Genomic DNA, 20,996 nt, shown 5'->3' on the forward strand with positions numbered 1-20,996 from the left:
TTTTTTTGCTTTTATAATAAATACAAGACATATATTTTGAAAATAAGATATCTATAATGATGTAAGAAGAGGTGAATAAATGGAAAAAATATTAGGATATAATGATTTTTTAGAGCTTCCCAAAATAGAACTTCACTGTCATCTGGATGGTTCTTTAAGAGCAGATAGTGTTGTAGAAGAAATAAGAACTCAAAATATTGATATTAGTGAAGATGATATAGTTAATATAAATAGCATTTTAAAGGCGCCACAGGACTGTACCTCACTTGTAGAATACTTAAGTGCCTTTGATATGCCTCTTAAAGTTCTACAGAGCAAAAGGGCAATAAGAAGATTTGTATTTGAAGTTTTTGAAGATGCCTACAAGGAAAATGTAGTTTATCTTGAACTTAGATTTGCTCCGATTCTTCATACTCAGAAAGGACTAAGTATGAAGGAAATAATTTCTTCTGCAATTGAAGGGATGAATAATGCAAAGGATAGGTACGACATTGAAGGTGGACTAATTTTATGTTGTATGAAAAACTTCTCTGAAGAAGATGCAATAAGTACTATTGAATCTGGGAAAGAGTTTCTAGGTAAGGGAGTTTGTGCTGTGGATTTGGCAGGTCCAGAGGATGAAGCTTTTGCTTATAAATTTATAAATGCTATGAAACTTGCCAAAGAGTATGGTTACAAAATTACAATCCACGCTGGAGAGGCTGCTTCTGCTCAAAATGTAAAAGATTCTATAAAGCTTCTGCATGCTGATAGAATAGGACATGGAGTAAGAACTATAGAATCTGAAGAAGTATATAATCTAGTCAAGGAAAATAATGTACTTCTAGAAATATGTCCTACTAGTAATCTTCAGACAAAAACTGTAGAAAGTCTAGAAAAACATCCTTTGATAAAATATTTTAAAGATGGACTTGCTTTTTCTATAAATACCGATAATAGAACGGTTTCAGACACTACAGAAACAAAAGAATGCAGTATTGTTTCAAAACTTGTCTGCATGAATGTAGACGATTATAAAAAAATATATTATAATACAGTTGGGGCAATTTTTGCCTCAGATAAAGTTAAACAAAAACTCTTAAATAGATTAAATAAATAATAGTATTGATTTTACATAACAACCTAAAATAAATTGTAGTACTTTCTTTACTACTTATTAGAAGTTTCTTTTGTACAGAATACTTTTAAGGTGAACAATTTATACGAGGAGTTTTTAAAACAAATTGGAGGTGTTTTATTTGGGTAATTGTGATACATGTCCATCAAAGGGCAACTGCAATACAAATGCAGAAGCGTGTGGAATTCAAAACAATCCTAATAACAAAATAAAAAACATTATAGGTGTAATGAGTGGTAAAGGCGGCGTTGGTAAATCTACAATGACAACTCTTATCGCTAAGCAGCTAAATGCACAGGGTTATAAAGTTGGTATACTTGATGCAGATATTACTGGTCCAAGTATTCCAAGACTTATGAGAATGGGAGATGTGAAAGCATTTTCAGATGGTACTAATATAATACCTGTTACTACTTCTGCAGGAATAAAGGTTATATCACTTAACCTTATGCTTGAAGATGAAAACTCACCTGTAATATGGAGAGGACCTATGATAGGTGGAGTAGTTAAACAGTTCTATACAGATGTATTATGGGAAGAACTTGACTACCTTCTAATAGATATGCCACCAGGAACAGGGGATGTTGCTCTTACAGTAATGCAATCTATTCCAATTACTGGTGTTGTTATGGTTTCTATGCCTCAGAATCTAGTATCAATGATAGTTTCAAAGGCAATTAACATGACTCAACAGTTAAATGTACCTGTAATAGGAATTATAGAAAATATGAGTTATATACAGTGTCCAAATTGTTCTGAAAAGATCAGAATGTTTGATGATGACGATATAAATAATTTCCTAGATAGCAATAAGGTTGAACTTTTAGGAGAACTTCCTATGTCTAAGGAAATAATAAAGATTTCTACAGAAGGTGTTGGAGAAATAAGTCCAGACCTAAAGGGTATAATAGAAGGAATTACAAGCAAAGTTGAAAGTTTCTGTGCAAACAGATAAAACAAAAGAAGGTACCTTTTAAAAGGTACCTTCTTATTATAGTAATATTCAAAAAAACTTACAAAACGACTATTTCAATTGAATCACCAACCTAGAGCTTCTTAATGTATTTAATTGAATTGATAGGTATGTGTAGTGATTCTGTTTCATTGTAATTTGGATTTTCTTCATCAAGGTACGTAATAGTTAGTGTTAGGGATACATGATCACACTCGGAGATTACTCCATATAACTTAGAACCACTTATGTAGGAACTGATTTCAACGAAATCGTGCACATGGTTTTCAACAAACTTTCTAAATTTTGTTTTTTGATCTTCTCTTTGTAACTGTTTTTGTCTAGTCTTAATTTTTACCATTTAAATCACCCCTTTTATCTGAATGCTACTGGCCTTACTAGATGAATATGAAATTTATTTTTTAAAAAAGATTTTAAAATCAAGTTTTAAAGTTATTCTAATTATAGAAAACGTTATCCTTCTTTTCTTATTTTTATTATATAACTAATTAAAACATATGTAAATACAAAAGGAGAAAAAATGCGAAAATTTGGAAAAATTAATAAAATAACTAAAATTGAAGAAGTATACCACTCAAAATTCCTAAATGTTTTTGAAGTCTATTATAAAACAGAGTTAGGAAATGAAAAAAAGTGGATGGTCGCTTCGAGAAAGAATTTAGAAGACTATAAAAAAATGTTATATAAAGAAGAAAAATTTAGAAATGATGCAGTTATAATTGTACCTTTGGAAACTAATAGAGATGCTCTTGTCTTAATAAGGGAATTTAGAATGCCTATAAATGACTATATATATTCTCTTCCTGCTGGACTTATAGATCCAGGAGAAGACATTTATGAATCCGCTGTAAGAGAAATGTATGAGGAAACTGGCTTAGAACTTTATGAAATAGATAAAGATAAATCTTGTAACAAAGCTTTTGCTTCAGTTGGAATGTCTGATGAATCGCTGGCGATAATCTATGGAAAGGTAAGGGGAGAGTTTTCGACTAAAGGGCAGGAAGAAAGTGAAATAATAGAACCTATTTATGTAGATAGAAAAATGGCAAAAGAGATTCTAGCAAGTAATGTAAATATTGACATTAAAGCATGGTTAATTCTTAAAGAGTTTGTGGAAAAGGAGAGTAAAAAGTTTTAGTGTATACATATATATTAAGATGTAAGGACAATAGCCTGTATTGTGGCTATACTACAGATATTGCTAGGAGAGAAGAAGAACATAAAAATAAAATCGGTTCTAAATATGTAAGAGCTCATGGATTCAAGAAATTGGAATTGTATATAGCATTGGAAAGTAAAAGCCTTGCCATGAAAATGGAATGTGCAATAAAAAAGCTAAGTAAAGGCAAAAAAGAAAAACTTATTCAAGGTGATGATAGTATTATAGATAAATTAGATATAGATTATATATCAATAAATAGACTATCAGCGGATGAAAGAAAATAATATTTATAAAAATATATAAGAAATTAGTGATAAACTTTTCAAAATAAGTCATATATATTTTTTAAAATAAACTATAAAAAATTGAAAACATCGATTATTTTAAAAAGATATTGCTAAAAAAGCCTAAAAGAACAGATGTTCTTTTAGGCTTTTTTTAATACTAGAAGAAAATAAATTTAAATTTAATAGGAGTACATTTGTTTTTTTATATCAAAAATATTAAAAAACAAAATATAATTTCTTTTACATAAAATATAAATATAATCTTGCTTAAAGAGTGTACTAGATATATAATACACTTATAGATGTACTAGTCATATAGTACACTTTAGGAGGTGCAGAATTGAATATTTCTGAATTTAATTTCAACAATAATACACCTATATACCTACAAATTGCAAAATATTTCCAAGCAAAAGTATTTATAGGTGAACTTTCTCCTGGTGATGTTATGCCCTCTAGAAGAGAGCTCGCAGGAGAAGCTAGGGTTAATCTCAATACAGTTCAGAAGGCATATGCCTTTATGGAAGATATTGGGCTAATAAAGACTGAAAGAAATAGATTTAGCTCTATTACAGATAACAAAAATATTATAGAAAATCTTAGAAATGAATTTATCAAAGAACCTCTTGAAAACTTTATATTGACGATGAAATCTGTCAATATAAGTAAAGAACAGGTTTTGAAACTTATTGATAAGGAATTTGATAATATAAAAGAAGTTTCTGAGGATAAAAAAGAAAAATAGATAAAAAGAGGTGAAATTATGATACAACTAAAAAATGTTACAAAAAAATATAAAAAAAGTGCAAATGGCGGTAAAAAATATATGCAGTATGCTTTAGATAATGTATCACTGAATATTGATTCTGGAAAAATAACCGCTATTTTGGGTATAAATGGAGCAGGAAAATCTACTATGTTGAAAATAATAGCTGGCTTGGTTCAAACTACAAGTGGTGAAGTCTATATCGACAATGAAAAAATAAGTGAAAAAATATATGAAAAACTTATTTTCGTTCCAGATTGTGAAACTCATTTTCCTTCATTTACAATAGAGGATATGATGAATTTCTATAAGGATTTTTATAAAACTTGGAATCAAGAAAAAGCAGATGAAATGATGGAATTTTTTAATCTTAATAAAAATGATATAATAGATTCTCTTTCAAAAGGAAATATTGCAAAAGTAAAACTTATTCTAAGTTTTGCTTTAGACATGAAGTATATTCTTCTTGATGAACCTTTTAATGGCATAGATATTTTCAAAAGACAAGAATTCGTAAGTATTATTGCTAGATATATAGATAATGATCAGTCTGTAATTATTACTACACATGAAATTGATGAAATTGAGCAGATTGTAGATGATGTGATTATTCTTTCTGATGGAAGAGTAGCTGCTAAATTCGATGCCGAAGAAATGAGATTTAATGAAGGAAAATCTATAAAAGATAAAATCAGAGAGGTGTCTATAGATGATTAAGTATTTAAAATTATTTAAAGTTAATATTAGACAAAATCTGAAAATATTTATATCATTTAATATTATATCCATTTTATCTTTTATAATAATATTTTTAATTTGTAAATTTAGCATAGATGCTGCTATTATGAATCATATATCAAATGGCATTGAGCTTACCCTGAATTTAAATTTTAAAATAGAAACCTTTTTATTATTTGAGACGGTTTTATTTATGCTATTTGTATTGACAACTATACATATTAGATTTTCAGATTACTTTGGGACTTTATATACAACCATGCAAATACCAGTAAACAGAGCATTTCATGTGATCTCTATTATTTTAGAAGCAGTAATATTTATAGCAATACAGTATGTTTTATTCTATATTTTGCTAAAATTAAACTACACTTATATTCTAAGTAGTCTTTCAAAAATAGAATATTCTCATTTGTATAATGTCTACGATGGCTTTAAAAATACAACATCTATTAATGCTTTTGGCGAACTTATACCTATCTGGAATCTTTCAATAAAAAATATTATATTTAGATTGTTTATATCTTGGCCTGCTATAGCCTCATACTGCATTCTTTTTTATATGATATTTTATAGATATGGAGCTAAAATAGTTTCAGCCATTATTACTGCTATTTTAATTTTAATAATATTTATAAGTAATATACATTTGATTTCTAATATTATAGATTTGATATTTATATTATTATTTGAAGTGATTTTTCATAATTTGTCATCAGGTAATATAATTAACTCAATTTTAATATTAATAGGGAGTGTACTTTTAAATTCATATATTATAAGAAGAAAACTAGATTTTTAGGAGGATGTTATGAATCAATTATTAAGTTTATACTATTACGAACTTAAAAAGAATAAAACAAAATTCCTGATAATGACATTGTTTGCTATACTATTTTTTATTATATCGTGCTTTACAATATTTTTTCAAAATGGCTATGGTATGAATGTTTTAGAGGCAAAAAAAGTTGTTGAAATGTCTTTAAGAAATACAAATATAACTTCAAATATGTCAGCTGAAATACTAGAAAATTCAATAGCTGGAATATCTTTTACGGAAGATTTCATTTTTATATCAGCTATTTTAAAAGTAATAGGAGCTGTACTAGCAGTTTTAATGTCATTTGGAGTGGCTATAAGGAGTTTTAAGAAGAAAAATAAAAGTTACTATATTGATTCTTGTTTACCAGTTAAAATATGGAAAATAAAGCTTTCAAGAATCTTATGTGGACTTAGTATATATATATATTATTTGCTTTCTCTTTCCTGTGCTTTAATTATAATAGATATATTACAAAAGATTCTGTTAGGTAAGTATTATACTGGAGCAATGGGCTTGTTTTATCCAGAGCTTATTTTCATACCAACAGATCCCCCAATAGCAGTATTTATAACATTTATGTTTGTCCCTGTTTGTATAGCAGGAATTCAAACAATAGCAGACATATTTTTTGTTCAAAGCTCAGGTAAAAACATTGTAAAGAAAATATTTTCTATTGCAATACTTGTTATATGTGGAATAGGCATGATTGCATTAATAATATATATGCAAATTTATGAAAGCTTTATGCTAAGTACAGATTTAGAAGTAGGAAATAGTCTGATATTAAACATAAACCCATTTTACTTAGGAATGTTTGTATTTCCTGTAATGTTTTTGATTTTATTTATAATTGACGTGAAAATTAGCAAAAGAAAATTTAGAGGAGGTGTTTAAATGTTAAAAAGTTCAAAAAAAGGTGCATTTATACTAATATCCTTGATACTATCACTTATTTTAGTATCTACAATATTTAAACACTTTACTAAAGAAAAATTTACAGTTGAAAGCCTAAGCGGTGATCAAAAATACTTTGATGATATTAACCTTATTTATTCAAATAATTTAGAGTATCTACAAGGTTTAATAAATTCTAAAACGCCTGAAAATAAAAATATAAGAATAAAAAATTCAATATTAATATCTGGAAAGGAGAATAGTGATTTAAATAATATCTCTATAGAAGATAATAAATTTGTTTTTTCAAGTAAAGATAAGGATAAGTATAATATTAATTACTACAATGTTTCAGTATTTAACGATGTATATAAATCTTATATACTTTACAATGATACTATTAAAGGAGAACGTAGAAAATTTTTAATAAAGGATAATGGTCTTTTGAATAAATTTAAAGATTATAATTATCAGGATTATTCTTTGCTAGAATACAAAGGAGAAAAATATATTATAGGATATTTTATGGATGATAATATGCAAGAGAACCCTCCTAGTAAATTGACTCTTGAAATGCTTTCTTTAAAGTTATCTAAAAAAGGCAATTCCTATAGTGAGTTTGGAAGTAAAAGTTTTACTATAAATAATGTTTCAAAGAAAGAGGAAGATGGTAAAAGCTATAGCATAGAAAAATACTCTAAAGCCTTTCAAATTGACGGAAAATCATTTTTAGCTTTTAAAATAGGAGATACTATTGATGTTTATTTATATAGTCCGGAAGAAAATACTTTTGAAAAAGTAAGAAATGTAGAAAAAGATTTGTTTCCAGAATTAGAATATGATGATTCATTTTTTGTAAACTATGAAAATAAATTATACTACATATACTTAAAGGGCAATGTACAATATATAAGGGAAATAGAATATAAAAATAATAGTTTATCTTCTTCTGTTACTTCTGAGACAGGAATCAAAAGAAATTCTGCAGACTCTAAGTTATCAGAAATGAACTTTGATAAAAATGGAAATAAAGTGTCAAAAGATAAAAACTATGATTATGGATTTTGGCTTCAATCTCCAGCGTCTCGTTTCTTTGTAAAAGATAATAAAGTGATTTTTATAGCAGAAAATTCACTTATGATTTCTAATCCTAGAAGTTATAATATGAACCCTATATTTAAGGTGAGTATTCTAGATCTAGACAAGAAAAAAGAGATTTACAGAGGAATAATAAGGGCAAACTTTAACGCAAATGTCAGTGCTATGTATATTTCTGATAAAATAAGTAAATAAGTGATAAAAAAGCACATTACTTGACTTAAATAATATCTACTTGAAGGTTTGATTTATTTAAAAAGATAATGTGCTTTTTCATTGAAATATTTAAAGTGCTTTATACTTGAAGTTTAGCTAAATATAACTTGCTTTTAATCTTTAAAATAAAATGAAAAACGGCTTAAAATCAACGTTTTAAAACATTATTATTCAAATGTATACAATGAATATAAATTGTGGTATAATATAGACTGTTAGTTGGAGGTGAGGTTTTTGTTTAAGTTTAGAGTAAGACCTTTATTTTTGTTTCTAATTTCTATATTTTTTATAGGATTAGCTTCAAAATATAATAAGGCTACTGAACTTATATATACTAATGTAATTAATAAATTTATAAGAGAAAAACTAAGCAACTTGTTCAGTTACATACCATTTCCAGTAGGAGATATTCTGACACTTGTATTTATAGGCTTAATAATATATTGTGTGGTAACTCTAGTTAGAAGACTGAAAAAGACTTCAAATGTGTTTGAGTTTCTTTACAAACTATTTTGGGGGATTGTAAATGTGTCTTCTATCTTATTTTTTGTATATATTATTGTGTTTGGATTGAACTATCACACAACTCCTGTAAAAAAGGTGCTTATAGACAAGTATAACAGCAAGTATGCTACTAACATAAAGGTGGATATTGATAACGCAAAAAGAGTCGAAGTTTATAATTTTTTGGTAGATAAAGCAAAAGAAACGAGAAAATTGGCACTTGATTCAGAGACAAAGTATTCTACTAATAATTTGAATCTTGTATCAGAGCAAGCGGATGAAGGCTATAGAATGATTTCCGATATGTTTCCTACTCTTGAAGGTAACTACGGTAACGCTAAAGCCTCTATAAAGTCTCCAGTATTTAACTTTTTTGGGCTTGATGGAAGACATTATGACCTAACAAATGAGATAAGTATAAATAAAAATGTACCCAGTGAGTATCTTCCGTTTATCGTTTCAAAATATATGGCTTATCAAAGAGGTGTTGCTAGAGAAGATGAGGCTTGTTTTTATGCTTATTTAGCATGTATAAACAATACTGATCCTAAGTTCAAATACTCGGGTTACCTTTCAGCTCTTGAATATGTAATATCTACACTTAGAACAAACGATAAAATAGATTACAATAATTTAATCGTTAATCTTGATCCAGAAATTAGACGAGATTTGAATACTATAGAAGCTTACCAATCTCAATATGGATTTGGAACCGAGTTAAAAGATCAGTTCATGTATAAATTCAAAAGACTAAATGGAGATATAAGAGTCGAAGATATTGATACACAGGTTACCGATTTAATAGCAAGCTATTATTCTCTGTTTACATATTAGTAATGAGTTCACAAGAGACTACTTATATATTGGTAGTCTCTTTTTTATTGTAAAAATTATAAAAATATAAACTTAAGCTATTGTAAAAATAAGATATGTCTAATAGCGGCTTTTTTATCTGTAAAATAAAGCGAGTTACAGATGTCCAAAATTTGCTTTTAAGGAAAAATATAGATTTATATGCTATATTGTTTTAAAATAAAAGAATATTGAAGAAGGTGAGGTAATATATATGTGTACATTTTTTACCTATAAGAAAGATGATTTTTTTGTTGGAAGAAATATGGATATAGAGTATAGCTTCGGAGAAAGAGTTGTTATATCTCCAAGAAAGTATCCTTGGAAGTGGAAAATGCAAAAGAAAAGCTTATCTTCTTACGCAATAATGGGGATGGCTAATATTACTGATAATTTTCCGCTATATGCAGAGGCTGTAAATGAGTATGGTCTTTGTATGGCAAGTCTTAACTTTCCTAAAAGCGCAAAGTATTTTGAAGCCAAAGACAATAAGGTGAATTTAGCTCCATATGAACTGATTCCATATATACTTACAAAGTTTAAAACTGTTGAAGAAGCTAGAAGCACAGTAGAAAATATCAATATAATCGATATTAGGTTTAGAGATGATATGCCACTTGCTCCTTTACATTTTGTACTTGCAGACAGCAAGGATTGTATTGTTATAGAGCAAGACGAACAAGGATTACATATCTATGATAATGACATAGGTGTTCTTACTAATAATCCATCATTTCCTGCACATAGGGTTAATTTGGAAAATTATATGAATCTTAGTCCTAGAAATCCTAAATCTTGCTACTCAGATAAGATAGTACCTAATTCTTATGGTCAGGGTATGGGAGCAGTAGGTTTACCTGGTGATTCATCTCCTATGTCTAGATTTGTTAGAACTGTATATAATAAGTATGTATCACTTAACTCTCCAAGTAAGAGAGCCGTAACAGAGGTATTTAAAATTTTAGATCAAGTGTCAATGATAAGAGGAAGTGTGATTACGGAAAGTAATTTATATGATATAACATCGTACTCATGTTGTATCGATGCTTCTAAGGGGATTTATTATTTCAAGACATATGATAATCTTAAGGTTTATGCAATAGATATGCATAGAGAAAATCTCAACTCTCATATACTACTTGATTTCCCACTGCCAGATGAAACTGGAATTTCTGATTTGAACTAAATTGTTGCTATACGGTATAAGCTAGAGAAGACTAAAATTTAATATTTTGTTATAAATAAAAGAGCTAAGTCCATATAAATAGTGACCTAGCTCTTTACTTTATTAGATAAACATACCTAAAATTATTTCTAGAATTAATCCAAAAGATAGTAACTAATTAAGACAGTTAATTCTAAAACGTTCTAAATAAACCAGTAACTGTTCCAAGTATTTCTACTTCATTAGCTTCAAATACCATATCGCTATATAAAGAGTTCTCTGGTTTTAAAATTATTTTACCGTCTTTTTTATAAAATCTCTTAACTGTTGCATCATCTCCATTTATTAAAGCAGCAACAATTTTCCCCTGTGAAGGAGTTGTCTGAGAAGCATCTACTACTATATAGTCCCTTTCAAAGATTCCTGCCTCAATCATACTATCGCCCTTTACCTTTAGAAGAAAACAATTTTTACCTTGAATATGTGAAGCTGGAAGCGGTACATATTCATCGATATTTTGTGCAGCTAAAATTGGTTCTCCAGCTGCTATTTGCCCTAATAAAGGAAGGTTTAGAATCTCCGCATTAAGACCTATTGCATCATTGTTTTCTATACTCTTATCTAGTATTTCAATAGCTCTAGGCTTTGTAGGATCTTTTCTTATATATTCAAGTTTTTCAAGTCTTTTAAGAACTGCAAAAACAGTAGAAGTAGATTTTATATCCGCCTTTTTACAAATCTCTCTTACTGAAGGTGGATATCCCTTCGCACCACAATGTTCTTTTATATAATCAAGAACGGCAATATCTTTTTCCTTCAAGTCTTCGTACATAAATATCTCCTTTATGATATAAGTTATTAATATTATACCATACAGTGAACATATGTTCAAGAAAATACTAATTAGGCTTTTTCCGCAGTTTTATAGCAAATAAAATTAAGAACTTTAATATCGTATAGTTATTTTATAAAAATTGAAAAAATATTTTTCAAGATATATAATAAGATAAAGGATAAACACAGACAATATTTTTATTTCTTATGAGAGGAGTGCTTCAAATGAAAAGTAGAAAAGAAAAATTAAGTTATCTAAGAAAAAAGGATTTTATTTCAATTTTAATCACGACAGTAACATCTGCACTTATTTTTATATTTTTAAAAAGATACTTTCTAGCTACTTCTGAAGTTTCTATCTTTTCCTATATTGGATTTTTAGGTGCCATTATTGTAGTAATTATATCTTATTTTGAAAGTAAGAGTGAGGATCCCTTTGTAACAGGTAAGACTTTAACTTTAGGTGTAATGAATAGCTTTGTTGCAGCTGCTGTTGTTATAGTTCTTTTATCTTTTAAATTTGGTTTGATTCTAAGTGTTATAGCTATAGATATATTAATAATTATTGCAAGAGAGCTTGGGCGAAATAATAGACAGAAAATGATTAACAAATATATGAACAGAACTGGAAAGATTGTAAAAGACTGTGGTAAGGGAAAATATATTATGGATTTAAATTCACAGAATGTAAATGTTTATTCTAAAGACAAACTAATCCTTGGTAATAACGTAAAGGTATCAGAATTAAATGGAACATATATTTATGTTGAAAAAATAGATTAAAGTAAAAATCAGGGGCATTAAAGCTCCTGATTTTTAAATTTGTTTGTTTACTAATTTTTATATCTTGTTGTTCATTTCTTTTAGAAGTTTATAAGAGATTTAGTCATCTCTTTTTTCACCTAGAACACTGTCTTCATCAAGCCAATCGAAATTTTTAACAATATCTCTTTTAACATTTTTTCTATGAGCAGCATAAAGCTGTGTAGTAGTTACATTATCGTGATCTAGCAAATTTTGAACATCATATATTGAAAAGCCCGTTTGTATAAGAGACGTTGCTGCCGTTGCTCTTAGCTTGTGTGGACTGTAACCTCTACTTCTTTCTGTTTTCATTCCTATAGAAGTGTATTTTTTTACCAAAAGTCTTATAGATTTTGCAGTCATTCTTTTTTTCTGAAGAGATAAAAATAAAGCATCATGATATTCTTCAGCGACTAATTCATTTTTTGGTCTTTCAAGTTCTATGTATTCTTTAACTACTTTTTCGCAGGCATCATTAATAGGCATTAGTACTTCTTTACCACGCTTTCTAAATATAACAAATTCTCCTCTTGAAAAGTTAAATGAAGAAATATTAAGTTCCCTTAACTCATTTAATCTAAGACCATATGTTACGAAAAGCACCAATATAGCTCTATCTCTAAGCTTGGTTTTCATCCAATATTCCTTTTCCTTGTCTGTAAGTCCACTACCATTTTCTACTGCATCGAGCATTATAGCAACCTCATCTATATCCATACGCTTTATAGCATCTGGTTGGGGTTTAGGAAGCTTGATAGGGTTAAAACCACCTGTTATATCCTCTTTAAGTTGACCGTTTCTAAATAGAAATTTAAATAGAGTGGATATAGAGGATTTTTTCCTAGCAAGAGCCTTATTGTTATTTTCATATAGTACTCTTTCATTGTTTATTTCTTTATAATATCTATTGCAATAGTCTCCAAGAAATAAATTAATATCTCTTGATCCTATTTCACTAAATTCTTCAAGAGTAATATCCTTTATATTTTCAGCACTTGTAAACAAATCTGTTCCTACTATATAGTTACAGAAGAACTTTATATCCTGAAGATAAGCTCTTCTTGTAGTAGATGCCACAGAGCCCCTAAGATATACAAAGTAATCTCTCATAAAGCTAGGAAGCTCTGATTCTATTTTTTCGCAATCTTCAATAACACTATTATCTCTGATAACTATGTTATCAGGTTTTGATGATTTATTATTAACTTTTATCGCCAAAATTATGCCTCCTTCTTTTATTTATAAAAAATCTTCATAAATACATTATACCAAATTTTTATCAGATAGTGTATTTTCTTATTTTATTGTAAAGATTTAAAAGTAATTTTTTCCAAATTTAAAGAAAAGTTTTAAAATTTATTGTATAATAGACATTGTAAGTCAAATTGATTAATACTATGAGGAGGAGCCATGATTAGATTTGAGAACGATTACGCAGAAGGTTGTATTGATGAAATACTTGAAAAGTTAGTTGCTACAAACTATGAGCAGACAGCTGGATATAGAGTAGATGATTATTGTAAGTCAGCAGCAAAAAAAATACAAGATTATTGCAATAAAGATGTTGATGTTCATTTTCTTGTAGGCGGAACACAGGCAAATATGACTGTACTTGATGCGATACTTAGACCTCACCAAGGTGTCATTTCACCAGTTTTAGGTCATATTAATGTTCATGAGGTAGGCGCAATAGAAGGTAGAGGTCATAAGGTTATAGCTTTATCCAATGGAGATGTAAAGGCTGATGAAGAATCAAAACTTCTTCCAGAAACTTTAGAGAGTTATTTAGATGACTTCTTCAATCCACTTGATTGGCATAAGGTTCAGCCAGGTGCTGTATATATATCTCATCCAACCGAGAGAGGAGCTCTCTATTCAAAAGATGAACTTATAAAGATTAAGTCTATCTGTGATAAGTTTGAAATACCTCTTTTTTTAGATGGAGCAAGATTGGCATATGCCCTTGTTTCAGAAGAAAATGATATTACAATGGAGGATCTTGCTAAGTATACTGATATTTTTTATATCGGTGGAACTAAGTGTGGAGCTTTATTTGGAGAAGCAATCTGCTTTACTAATGATAAATACAATAAAGATTTTCATTGTATAACTAAGCATAATGGAGCTGTTATAGCAAAGGGAAGAATAATCGGTATACAGTTTGATGTTCTATTTACAGATAACAATTATATTGAAAAGGCAAGAAAATCCTACCCCTATGCAATGAGAATTAAAGAGGCTTTTAAAAAGAAAGGGATTGAATTTATTGTTGATTCCTATACAAATCAGCAATTCCCGATACTTACAAATCAACAAAAAGATTTTATTGAAAGCCAAGGAATTTCATTTAATGTAGAAAAAAAACTAGATGAAAACAGAGCAGCTCTGAGATTCTGTACTAATTGGGCAAGCTCAGAAGAATCAATTAAGGCTTTAGAAAAAGCGATAGGAGTGATGTAAGCTTGTATTTAGTGTCAACAATAATGCTGATAGTGGCAATAGTAGCCTACTTATTTATAGAAGTAAATAACTTAGAAGTTACTAAATTCTATATAAAATCTGATAAGTTGGTAAATAAATTTATAGGTAAAAAAATTATACAAATAAGCGATCTTCATGGAAAGTCATTTGGTAAAAATAATGACAAGCTTATTCAGTATATTGACAAGGAAAAACCAGATGTAATATTTGTAACTGGAGATATGATTGAATCTGATAAAAAAAATTATGAACCAGTATACCAACTTTTAAAACATCTTTCAGAAAAGTATAAGGTTTACTATATTACAGGGAATCATGAACATAAAGCACTTTTAAAAAAGTATAGAGATAATTACCTTGAATATTTTGAAAAGATAAAAGAGTTGAATATTGTTAGGGTAAATAATCAAAAACTTGTTCTTGATACCAATTTTAACCTAGTAAGAAGGTTTTCTATAAAACCTGAAGATAAGTTGGATATTGATGAAGAAAGTACCATTACAGAGGAAATTTCTAGTGAAGAAGGAGTTCAAAAGAAGCATAAGAAACAGAAAAAGTATAGATACTTTAATTTATATGGATTAGTTCTTCCTTTTGATACATATAGATATCTTTTCAGTAATAGAAATGCTAAAAAGGTTGACTACGATTATATAAAGAATAAACTAGGAAATCTTAATAAGGATGAATGTAACATGCTTCTTGCCCATAATCCACTTTATTTTGAGGAATATGCAAAATGGGGTGTAGATTATGTATTTTCTGGACATGTTCATGGAGGTATTATTCGACTTCCTAAAATAGGTGGACTATTGTCTCCTGATAGAAAGTTCTTTCCTAAGTATAGCTTTGGAGAATATACAAAGGATAATACAAAAATGTTTGTAAGCAAAGGTTTAGGAGGATCAGCAGTAAAGGTTAGAATAAACTGCAGACCAGAGATTGTATCAATTAAATTTATCTAATAAAAAGCGTTACCTTTAACGGTTTTGAAGATGTAAAGCCATGTGTTTTAATCTTTAAATAATAGTTACTAGGTAGCGCTATTTTAAAATATTTATTTGTAAGTTGAATAAGTTGAAAATGAAATGAAATCTTTTTATAAATAAGTAAATTGACAATTGACGAATAAATAAAAAAGAGCATATGTTCGGGAACTATTTTTAAATATATGATATAATAACATATATTATAAAGAAAGAAGAGGTATATATATGGGTAAAAAACGTAAACAAGCACCTAAGATTTCAATTGCTTCTATTCTGCTTGCCTTGTTACTTATTATAGGATCTAAGTTCATTGATTCAGATACAAATAATAATCATAAGTTAGAAACAAGTCAGAATACTCAATATGAAACAAGAGCCGATAAGGACAATAATAGTAAAGAAAGTGAAGATAAATCCTCACAAGACAAGAATCAATACAAAAATAATGATGGAAATAATAATGATGAAAATAATAATGATGAAAATCAAGTAGGACAAAATACAAGCTTTGATTATAATAGAGATGTTCCTACTTATTCAGGCAAGGCAAGTGTAGTAGTTAATAACAATACACCATTCTTCCCCAAACCTACTAGCACAGCAGTGTATAAGAAGTATTCAGACTTAGACAATCTCAATAGAGTAGGAACTTGCGAGCTTGTAACAGGTCCAGAATATCTTCCAAAAGAAAAAAGAGGGGATATTAGCCATGTTAAACCTACAGGTTGGAAGCAAAAGAAATATGATTTTGTTGATGGTCAGTATTTATATAACAGATGTCATCTTATTGGATATCAGATTGCTGGAGATAACGATGATTGGCGAAATCTTATGACTGGAACTAGGTATATGAATGTTGATGGAATGTTACCATATGAAAATAAAGTTGCAGAGTATGTAAAGTCGACAAAAAATCATGTTAAGTATAGAGTTAGTCCTATATTCATTGGTGATGAGAAAGTTGCCAGAGGTGTTTTAATGGAAGCTAGAAGTATAGAAGATAATAGACTCAAGTTCAATGTATTTTGTTATAATGTACAGCCAAGAGTATCTATAGACTATGCAACAGGTTATTCAAAGTTGAAAAAGTAAAGACTTCCGAAAACTTTTTGTTTAAGGAATAGTTATGTTGTAATATAAAAAGGCAGTATTTAATCTATACTGCCTTTTTGCTGCTTATCATAGATATCTTCTACACTATAATTTAAATCTATTATTTTACGAAAAAGGCTAGTCCTACTGCATTAGGACCTGCATGAGTACCTATTGAGCTACCAATCTGATATACAGGTATAAAATCTAGCTTAGTTTCAAATATTTCTTCATACTTTTCCAAATATTTATCTAATAATTCTCGACTTTTTCCAGAATAGCATACTGCAAAAGGCTTATCTCCATCAAATTCACCCTTATCGATTGCTATTTCTCTTAAAAGATTATTTCCCTTTTTAAAACCTCTAGCTTTTCCAGCAAGGACAAGATTTTTGTTTTCTACAGTAAGTATTGGCTTTACAGAAAGTAGAGCACCAGCTATAGAAGTCATCTTTGAAATTCGACCACCTTTTTGTAAATATTCAAGAGTATCTAATAAAAATAGAACTACTATTTTTTCTTTAACTCGGTTTAGTTCAGAAACTATTTTTTCTGGATTTGTTTCAGTTTTCAAAAGTTCTAGAGCATACTCAATTAAAATTCTCTCCCCAACAGATCCAGAGAAGCTATCTACTACATATACCTTACCGTCATCAAATCTATCAGCTGCAATGGAAGCACTTGAATAAGTACCTGAGAAGCTAGACGCAATTGTTATAGCAATTGCAATATCTCCATTTTCTACAATTTTCTCAAAAGCTTGTTCATATTGAAATGGAGTTACCTGACTTGTTTTAGGTAAAATAGGTCCATTTTCCAACCTATCATAAAATTCATCATGTGATATATCTATAGTGTCTTTATATTCTTCATCTCCAAATGTAACTGTAAGTGGTAAAAATACCAATCCCATTTTTTCAGCTTCTTCATATGAAATATCTGAAGCCGAATCAACTACTATTTTTATTGCCATTAAAATCCTCCTTCTAGTACAATTTATTTCTTTGTACTTAGTATAACTATTATATCATAAAACGATATGCAAGATAGTATATTTAATAAATAACTTTGATAATAAAAATAAAATAGGGAATATATTAAAATCAACTGTTTATAAGATGATTTTTTTAAATATATAGGATTTTTTTTGATAAAAAAAATAGATTAAATACGTATTCTAACTTTATAAAATAGATTTTTAAGGATATTTATTCATTTTTCTAGTAATATAGATATTATAAGTCAATCATATTAAATAGTCATAGCTGTTTGTAAATAAATACAGTCTATAGTAAAAATATAATAAAAGAATATTAATTTAGATTACCAAAATAATAGTATGTGATTTGTATAAATAAAATAAGTGAATAAAATATATTTTAGTAGGTTAATATCTATAAATAAGAAATCAGCATATAATGGCAATAAATAGAATTTCATTTCAAAAAATATAAATATCTATATACTATAAAAATTTCAAGCTATCTATATAATAAAGAAATTTTGATAGATAATAGATATATGAAGGCAGCCACTATAAGATTATTAGGGAATAAGAAGAAGATTAAAAATATATACAAGAAGAAAGAAGTAAACACACATAAAAAAGCTATAAAATGACAAATTATAGGAATTAGTAAAAAATAGCAATTTTTAGCATAAAATCAGCTATTTACATATTTCACATATCAACTATTCCCTAAATATACATTTAAAGAATAGTTATGTCTCAACTACTATTTCAACAACGTATGACTTTTATCATAAAAAATGGCTTTTTTTATGTATGTTTTTATAAAAATTATAATTTTTTCTTAAAATTCCTATAGAAAATATAATTTATATTTTCTTTCATTCTAAAGTTTACGTACTTATAAGTACACATAGAGTTACAAGCCCGTATATATATTATTATAATTTCATATAGATTAATATTCTTTATGTTTATACATCAAGTTGTATTTCCATAGATGGCAAATGTTTAAATCTTTTCCCTTGTTTTTATTAATTATTATTTAATTGAGAATATATCATTCTAATTGAGAATACTATATCACATAGCTATATATAGTTTGCATCTAATGAAGAACACTTCTAACTTCTCTATTCTATTTATTATCAAAAACTCAATATTTGCTTAAAATACGTTGCAAAAAAATTAATTTACAAAAACCTATCAGCTATTATTTCTAGCTATGTAATAAAAATATGACTTCCATTTTTTGCTATTTTTGATAAAAATCGATATTTTACGACCTTCTAAAATCGATTTTAAGCTTCGCTATAGTAGTAATACACCTTCAATTTATTAAAATGGGTGTAAAGCATTCTAAAATAGATTTTATATTTATTTTTCAATTATTTTCTTCGATTCTATTATTAAAAATGCTCTCCACCGAATAACTGGCAAAGAGCATTTTATATGTTACTTTATGATTTTACTTATTATCTTTAACTAAACCGTGAACAGTCTTTACTGTTTCGTCGCTTATAGAATTTTCGCCACCAACAAAGATGTTTTTCTTTATTTTGTTGTTTTTCAAATAATCCTTTGTGCTTTCTGATATGTTCTTATCGTTTACAAGAATAATCGGAGCATTCTTGTAACCGCTTAATTGAGCTGAAATCAATGCGTCTTCTATCTTTGTTCCATTTGCATATATACATATATCAGAGTTACCTGAGAACGTTCTAGCAATTTCTACTGCAGTTTCATATCTATCTTTTCCTGAAATTCTTTCTACATTCTTTGATGGTTTAGAACGTACAAACTTTTCAAGATTATCAGATATTGACTGAGATCCACCTGCCAGTATTACATTTTTGCTACTAGAAATTATCTTGTCTGTTCCTTCTGAAAGGTTATTTCCATTTGTCAACAGTATTGGAGAAGTTTGTCTTATAGCTATTGGAGCTATTGATACAGCATCCACCTGACTATCTCCATTTGCTATTACAATGTTATCTGAAGTTCCTAATAACTTCATCATTCTATCTGCTATCATTGAAGAAGTTTCATATCTGTCTTTGCCGTTGATCCTGTCTATTTTAATTCCCATTGCTTTCAACTGTTTTTCCTGAGACTTAGTTATAGACTGTTCTCCACCAACGATTACTATTTTATTTGCTTTTAACCTTTTTATTTCATTTACTATACTGTCTGGTACATCAGATGTATTAGAGTAAAGTATTGGAGCCTTTAATAAATTAGCATATGGAGTAGCCGATATTGAGTCACTTGATTTATCTTTATTAGATATTACAACTATATCTGCCCCTTTTGGATAAATAGACTTACTTACTTTTACTGAAGTTTCAGTTCTGTCTTTTCCTGCTAATCGTACTAGATTTCTTGTACTGTCTATATCTGAAGAAATTATTATGTCATCTATCTTGTATTCATTTTCAGTTACAACGGTAGAATTTTCATATTTCTTCTTTCTTCTTGAAGAACTTGATGGTCTACTTATGCTCGCATCTTCTTTCTTAGTTACAGTTATAGTAACTTCCTTAGATATAGTTTTATCACCATTCTTTACTGTTACATTTAATTTAATCGTTGATTTATTCTTTCCTGGTTCAAATACTATATCCTTTGGCATACCTACTAATGAACCATTTTCATCTATCTTAAGTCCATTTACTTCGTCGCAAATTATCTTAGAACCCTCTAGGTTAGGTACTACTATATCTGCTACATTTACCTTTTCATCTTCTGTTGCTACTGCATTTTTTATTTCTGCATCTAAAATAGCTTCTTTAGAAACTTTTTCATATTCATAATATACAATCGGTTGCTCTTCATATGTTTTTTCCATGTCAGGTTTCTTAACAAGCTTGTACCCAGAAATATCTTTTGCTTCAGAAAGAAGTTCCAAAGTCTTAAAATATGAATAACACTTAATTTCTTCAGTTTTTGCTATTTCTTTTTTAGTATCTTTATCAATATATTTTACTTTGGCTAATTTAACATCATCTTTAGTATAATTATGATAATCATGTAGTTCTTTTACCATTTCAGTTTCTAATGTCATATATACATAAGGTGTATCAACAAAGTTTTTACCATCTATTGCTACTTGAATTTTATATCTTTTATTTGGACCGATTCTTCCAGGAGGTAATATTTCTATTGTTTGAGTATTTCCATCTCCCATTACACCATTATGGTTAGTATAAGCGATTGCACTGAATCGCACTG

At 28.3% G+C, this 20,996-nt stretch carries 20 protein-coding genes; 15 read left to right on the forward strand and 5 right to left on the reverse strand.

Annotated features, from left to right (window positions below):
* The first annotated feature begins 79 nt into the window (after positions 1-79).
* Both add and BMY82_RS01265 read left to right on the forward strand, forming a co-directional pair.
* Positions 80-1,099, forward strand: coding sequence for an adenosine deaminase (add, locus tag BMY82_RS01260; protein WP_091973606.1), 1,020 nt, complete (start codon positions 80-82; stop codon positions 1,097-1,099).
* Between the two features lie 139 nt (positions 1,100-1,238).
* The gene (locus tag BMY82_RS01265; protein ID WP_091973609.1) at positions 1,239-2,072 is read left to right on the forward strand and encodes an Mrp/NBP35 family ATP-binding protein; all 834 of its coding nucleotides are present in this window, start codon (positions 1,239-1,241) and stop codon (positions 2,070-2,072) included.
* A 91-nt stretch (positions 2,073-2,163) separates the two neighbouring features.
* Here BMY82_RS01265 and BMY82_RS01270 read toward each other — a convergent pair whose 3' ends face one another.
* Positions 2,164-2,430: a hypothetical protein gene (locus BMY82_RS01270; RefSeq protein ID WP_091973614.1), complete on the reverse strand. Its 267-nt coding sequence runs from the start codon at positions 2,428-2,430 to the stop codon at positions 2,164-2,166.
* A 180-nt stretch (positions 2,431-2,610) separates the two neighbouring features.
* Between BMY82_RS01270 and BMY82_RS01275 the strand changes: the two genes are divergently transcribed.
* From BMY82_RS01275 to bsh, 9 genes are all read left to right on the forward strand, one after another.
* Entirely contained in the window at positions 2,611-3,228 is a 618-nt protein-coding gene (locus BMY82_RS01275) for an NUDIX hydrolase (RefSeq protein WP_091973617.1), read from the forward strand.
* On the forward strand, positions 3,228-3,536 hold the full coding sequence (locus BMY82_RS01280) for a GIY-YIG nuclease family protein (protein ID WP_091973620.1): 309 nt from the start codon (positions 3,228-3,230) through the stop codon (positions 3,534-3,536). The genes BMY82_RS01275 and BMY82_RS01280 overlap by 1 nt, the downstream gene beginning before the upstream one ends.
* A 343-nt stretch (positions 3,537-3,879) precedes the next feature.
* Positions 3,880-4,284 carry a GntR family transcriptional regulator gene (locus tag BMY82_RS01285; protein ID WP_242938880.1) on the forward strand — a complete coding sequence of 135 codons (405 nt, stop codon included), beginning with the start codon at positions 3,880-3,882 and terminating at the stop codon, positions 4,282-4,284.
* Positions 4,285-4,302: 18 nt separating this feature from the next.
* A complete protein-coding gene (locus tag BMY82_RS01290; protein WP_091973624.1) occupies positions 4,303-5,022 on the forward strand; it encodes an ABC transporter ATP-binding protein in 720 nt (239 codons plus the stop codon).
* 214 nt (positions 5,023-5,236) lie between these two features.
* Positions 5,237-5,845 carry a hypothetical protein gene (locus BMY82_RS01295; protein WP_144019708.1) on the forward strand — a complete coding sequence of 203 codons (609 nt, stop codon included), beginning with the start codon at positions 5,237-5,239 and terminating at the stop codon, positions 5,843-5,845.
* A gap of 9 nt (positions 5,846-5,854) precedes the next feature.
* Positions 5,855-6,760, forward strand: a complete 906-nt coding sequence (locus tag BMY82_RS01300; RefSeq protein ID WP_091973632.1) for a hypothetical protein — start codon at positions 5,855-5,857, stop codon at positions 6,758-6,760.
* Positions 6,761-8,053 carry a hypothetical protein gene (locus tag BMY82_RS01305; protein WP_091973635.1) on the forward strand — a complete coding sequence of 431 codons (1,293 nt, stop codon included), beginning with the start codon at positions 6,761-6,763 and terminating at the stop codon, positions 8,051-8,053.
* 255 nt (positions 8,054-8,308) lie between these two features.
* On the forward strand, positions 8,309-9,412 hold the full coding sequence (locus BMY82_RS01310) for a DUF3810 family protein (protein ID WP_091973639.1): 1,104 nt from the start codon (positions 8,309-8,311) through the stop codon (positions 9,410-9,412).
* Between the two features lie 232 nt (positions 9,413-9,644).
* The gene (bsh, locus tag BMY82_RS01315) at positions 9,645-10,616 is read left to right on the forward strand and encodes a choloylglycine hydrolase (RefSeq protein WP_091973642.1); all 972 of its coding nucleotides are present in this window, start codon (positions 9,645-9,647) and stop codon (positions 10,614-10,616) included.
* A gap of 172 nt (positions 10,617-10,788) precedes the next feature.
* Here bsh and lexA read toward each other — a convergent pair whose 3' ends face one another.
* Positions 10,789-11,427: a transcriptional repressor LexA gene (gene lexA / locus BMY82_RS01320; RefSeq protein WP_091973645.1), complete on the reverse strand. Its 639-nt coding sequence runs from the start codon at positions 11,425-11,427 to the stop codon at positions 10,789-10,791.
* A gap of 227 nt (positions 11,428-11,654) precedes the next feature.
* Between lexA and BMY82_RS01325 the strand changes: the two genes are divergently transcribed.
* Positions 11,655-12,212, forward strand: a complete 558-nt coding sequence (locus BMY82_RS01325; RefSeq protein WP_091973648.1) for a hypothetical protein — start codon at positions 11,655-11,657, stop codon at positions 12,210-12,212.
* Between the two features lie 99 nt (positions 12,213-12,311).
* Here the strand turns inward: BMY82_RS01325 and BMY82_RS01330 are convergent, their stop codons facing one another.
* Positions 12,312-13,451 carry a tyrosine-type recombinase/integrase gene (locus BMY82_RS01330; protein ID WP_091973651.1) on the reverse strand — a complete coding sequence of 380 codons (1,140 nt, stop codon included), beginning with the start codon at positions 13,449-13,451 and terminating at the stop codon, positions 12,312-12,314.
* Positions 13,452-13,643: 192 nt separating this feature from the next.
* On the opposite strand from BMY82_RS01330, the gene BMY82_RS01335 reads away from it, so the two are divergent.
* The 3 genes from BMY82_RS01335 to BMY82_RS01345 all read left to right on the forward strand — a co-directional run bounded on the left by BMY82_RS01335 (position 13,644) and on the right by BMY82_RS01345 (position 16,795).
* The gene (locus BMY82_RS01335) at positions 13,644-14,693 is read left to right on the forward strand and encodes a threonine aldolase family protein (RefSeq protein WP_091973655.1); all 1,050 of its coding nucleotides are present in this window, start codon (positions 13,644-13,646) and stop codon (positions 14,691-14,693) included.
* Positions 14,694-14,704: 11 nt separating this feature from the next.
* Positions 14,705-15,679, forward strand: a complete 975-nt coding sequence (locus BMY82_RS01340; protein ID WP_242938881.1) for a metallophosphoesterase — start codon at positions 14,705-14,707, stop codon at positions 15,677-15,679.
* A gap of 249 nt (positions 15,680-15,928) precedes the next feature.
* Positions 15,929-16,795, forward strand: coding sequence for a DNA/RNA non-specific endonuclease (locus tag BMY82_RS01345; protein WP_091973660.1), 867 nt, complete (start codon positions 15,929-15,931; stop codon positions 16,793-16,795).
* A 121-nt stretch (positions 16,796-16,916) separates the two neighbouring features.
* On the opposite strand, the gene BMY82_RS01350 is transcribed toward BMY82_RS01345, so the two are convergent.
* A complete protein-coding gene (locus BMY82_RS01350) occupies positions 16,917-17,768 on the reverse strand; it encodes a DegV family protein (protein ID WP_091973662.1) in 852 nt (283 codons plus the stop codon).
* A gap of 1,465 nt (positions 17,769-19,233) precedes the next feature.
* Entirely contained in the window at positions 19,234-20,994 is a 1,761-nt protein-coding gene (locus BMY82_RS01355; protein ID WP_091973665.1) for a cell wall-binding repeat-containing protein, read from the reverse strand.
* Between the last annotated feature and the right edge of the window lie 2 nt (positions 20,995-20,996).

Origin of the sequence: Peptostreptococcus russellii, from assembly GCF_900110295.1 — a bacterium.
GTDB classification, from domain to species: Bacteria; Bacillota; Clostridia; order Peptostreptococcales; family Peptostreptococcaceae; genus Peptostreptococcus; species Peptostreptococcus russellii_A.

Bases quoted from the DNA above. Each gene is read 5' to 3' on its own strand.
- BMY82_RS01305 (WP_091973635.1), top strand. From the start codon at position 6,761: ATGTTAAAAAGTTCAAAAAAAGGTGCATTTATACTAATATCCTTGATA.
- lexA (WP_091973645.1), bottom strand. From the start codon at position 11,427: ATGTACGAAGACTTGAAGGAAAAAGATATTGCCGTTCTTGATTATATA.
- bsh (WP_091973642.1), top strand. From the start codon at position 9,645: ATGTGTACATTTTTTACCTATAAGAAAGATGATTTTTTTGTTGGAAGA.
- BMY82_RS01275 (WP_091973617.1), top strand. From the start codon at position 2,611: ATGCGAAAATTTGGAAAAATTAATAAAATAACTAAAATTGAAGAAGTA.
- BMY82_RS01295 (WP_144019708.1), top strand. From the start codon at position 5,237: ATGCTATTTGTATTGACAACTATACATATTAGATTTTCAGATTACTTT.
- BMY82_RS01270 (WP_091973614.1), bottom strand. From the start codon at position 2,430: ATGGTAAAAATTAAGACTAGACAAAAACAGTTACAAAGAGAAGATCAA.
- BMY82_RS01325 (WP_091973648.1), top strand. From the start codon at position 11,655: ATGAAAAGTAGAAAAGAAAAATTAAGTTATCTAAGAAAAAAGGATTTT.
- BMY82_RS01350 (WP_091973662.1), bottom strand. From the start codon at position 17,768: ATGGCAATAAAAATAGTAGTTGATTCGGCTTCAGATATTTCATATGAA.
- BMY82_RS01290 (WP_091973624.1), top strand. From the start codon at position 4,303: ATGATACAACTAAAAAATGTTACAAAAAAATATAAAAAAAGTGCAAAT.
- BMY82_RS01345 (WP_091973660.1), top strand. From the start codon at position 15,929: ATGGGTAAAAAACGTAAACAAGCACCTAAGATTTCAATTGCTTCTATT.
- BMY82_RS01335 (WP_091973655.1), top strand. From the start codon at position 13,644: ATGATTAGATTTGAGAACGATTACGCAGAAGGTTGTATTGATGAAATA.
- add (WP_091973606.1), top strand. From the start codon at position 80: ATGGAAAAAATATTAGGATATAATGATTTTTTAGAGCTTCCCAAAATA.
- BMY82_RS01300 (WP_091973632.1), top strand. From the start codon at position 5,855: ATGAATCAATTATTAAGTTTATACTATTACGAACTTAAAAAGAATAAA.